At 42.1% G+C, this 2,003-nt stretch carries 4 protein-coding genes; 1 reads left to right on the top strand and 3 read right to left on the bottom strand.

Annotation, left to right across the window (positions count from 1 at the left end; all coding sequences use genetic code 11):
- Positions 1 to 407, top strand: a 407-nt coding sequence (locus tag KL866_RS02510) for a methyl-accepting chemotaxis protein (protein WP_251139789.1), incomplete at its 5' end; no start/stop codon positions are given.
- A gap of 124 nt (positions 408 to 531) precedes the next feature.
- On the opposite strand, the gene fldA is transcribed toward KL866_RS02510, so the two are convergent.
- The 3 genes from fldA to KL866_RS02495 all read right to left on the bottom strand — a co-directional run.
- On the bottom strand, positions 532 to 1,056 hold the full coding sequence (gene fldA / locus KL866_RS02505; protein WP_025255462.1) for a flavodoxin FldA: 525 nt from the start codon (positions 1,054 to 1,056) through the stop codon (positions 532 to 534).
- Between the two features lie 26 nt (positions 1,057 to 1,082).
- Complete coding sequence (locus tag KL866_RS02500) at positions 1,083 to 1,301, bottom strand: DUF2788 domain-containing protein (protein ID WP_025255461.1); 219 nt, start codon at positions 1,299 to 1,301, stop codon at positions 1,083 to 1,085.
- Between the two features lie 123 nt (positions 1,302 to 1,424).
- A partial coding sequence (locus tag KL866_RS02495) for an alpha/beta fold hydrolase (protein WP_214993121.1) occupies positions 1,425 to 2,003 on the bottom strand: 579 nt, incomplete at its 5' end.

Raw genomic sequence — 2,003 nt, 5'->3', positions numbered from 1 at the left:
CGGTTGTTGCAGACGAAGTACGAACTCTGGCAAATCGCACGCACAACTCTACAGAAGAAATTGAGCAAATGATTGGCAACTTGCAAAAAGATGCCGCGCAGGCAGTAAAAGCGATTAATGCGGGACGTGAGCAAGCACAAGAAGGGGTAGAAATAACTCAGCAGGTATCTGAGCAGGTAAATAGCATTCGCGAAATTATTCAGCGTTTGAGCGACATTAACGAACACATCGTTGAAGACACTGAACAACAAGATGTGCTGTTAGGTGAAGTGGCGACAAGCCTAAATCGAATAGTCGCACTTGCCGATTCAAGTGCTCAAAGCACAAGACAGTCGAACGAATCGACCATGATGTTAGACGCGCAAACAGAAACGTTGAAAAAAGCGGTAGAGCGGTTTCAGCTTTAGTGAGTTAGACGGCGGAAAAGCTTTCTTGTGACAAGTGCAAAAAATGTCAGTACAACACAAATAAGAAACCGCTCAATTTGAGCGGTTTTTAAATGTAGCTAGACGAATGCTTTCGCAACTATACCTACGCAAGTTCTGCCAAACAAAGCTCGTCGTGAATTTGCTTACACCAGCCTTTAACGCGAGAGTCTGTTAGCTCTGGTTGACGGTCTTCGTCGATACCAAGACCAACAAAGTGGTTATCGTCTGCCATGCCTTTAGACGCTTCAAAGTCGTAGCCTTCAGTTGACCACTGACCTACTAGAATAGCACCTTTAGCTTCTACGATATCGCGTACCATACCCATAGCATCTAGGAAGTATTCAGCATAGTCTTCTTGGTCTCCACAACCAAAAATAGCAACCAGCTTGTCGTTGAAATCAATTTGCTCCAGTTCAGGAAAGAAATCATCCCAGTCGCACTGAGCTTCACCGTAGTACCAAGTAGGGATACCAAAGATGAGTAAATCAAATTCAGCGATGTCTTCTTTACTGCTCTTGGCAATATCTTTAACATCAATTAGCTGTTTACCCAATTCCTTCTGGATCATTTTCGCAACATGTTCGGTGTTACCCGTGTCACTTCCGAAAAATAGGCCAACGCTTGCCATATCTAACCTCTATTAATCGTTACTAATTAAACGCCTGTGCTTAGCCAAAACCATTCAATAATGCCTTTCGCAAGAAACCCTAATGCGCCTAAACCCAGCACACCGTAGGTGACCACTCGTCCAATAATTGGAACATCGTTCTTACGCAAAACATCGTGTACAGCAAAACCCATCAATACGAAAAGTATAAATAATCCGCCGTACAGCATGATAGACTCAAATAGTTCGTAATTTTCTGCAAGCATAGTGTTGTTACTTAAAAAATCTGGCGCAACTATATCACAGTATATACGCCTGTAAGAGCCTAAAACGTTCAAAAATATGTAATAATAGTCATTCTCATCTTATTGAATGAGAAATATCCTACTTTAAGACGTTTTATTGAGCGTTCTCTCCACAATAGCGTTAAACGCCGCCGGCTTTTCGGCATGTAACCAGTGCCCAGTACCCTCAATAATATGCGCTTTCGCATTTGGGAAATAGCGCGCTATCTCGCTGCGATAGGCCGGAGTAATGTAGTCCGACTCGCTGCCCTTAATAAATAATGTTACGCCATCGAACGTTTGATTTGTTTGCTCCCAATCAATAATGTGTGAGTAACTTTCAATTAGCCCACTTACATTGAAGCGCCATTTCCATGTTCCGTCTTCATCTTGATATAGGCTTTTTAGAAGAAACTGCCTAACACCCATCTCTTTAACATGAGCTGACATTTGCTTCTCAGCTTCTTTTCTACTTTTAATGGTGTTCAAAGAAACAGAATTCAACCCGTTGAATACAGCTTGGTGGCTATGGTCATAACTTACTGGGGCAATATCAGCTACAATTAAATGTGTGATACTTTCGTTATGATTTAGGGCGAGTTTCATGGCTACCTTTCCACCGAGGGAATGGCCCAACACAGCGCTTTTTTCAATATTTAAAGACTGCATAATGTCATAAATAGC

The sequence above is a fragment of the Alteromonas sp. ALT199 genome (assembly GCF_018619335.1).
Lineage (GTDB): Bacteria > Pseudomonadota > Gammaproteobacteria > Enterobacterales > Alteromonadaceae > Alteromonas.
Note: the sequence above shows the minus strand (reverse complement) of the source record. Positions and strands in the feature narration are given on the sequence as shown.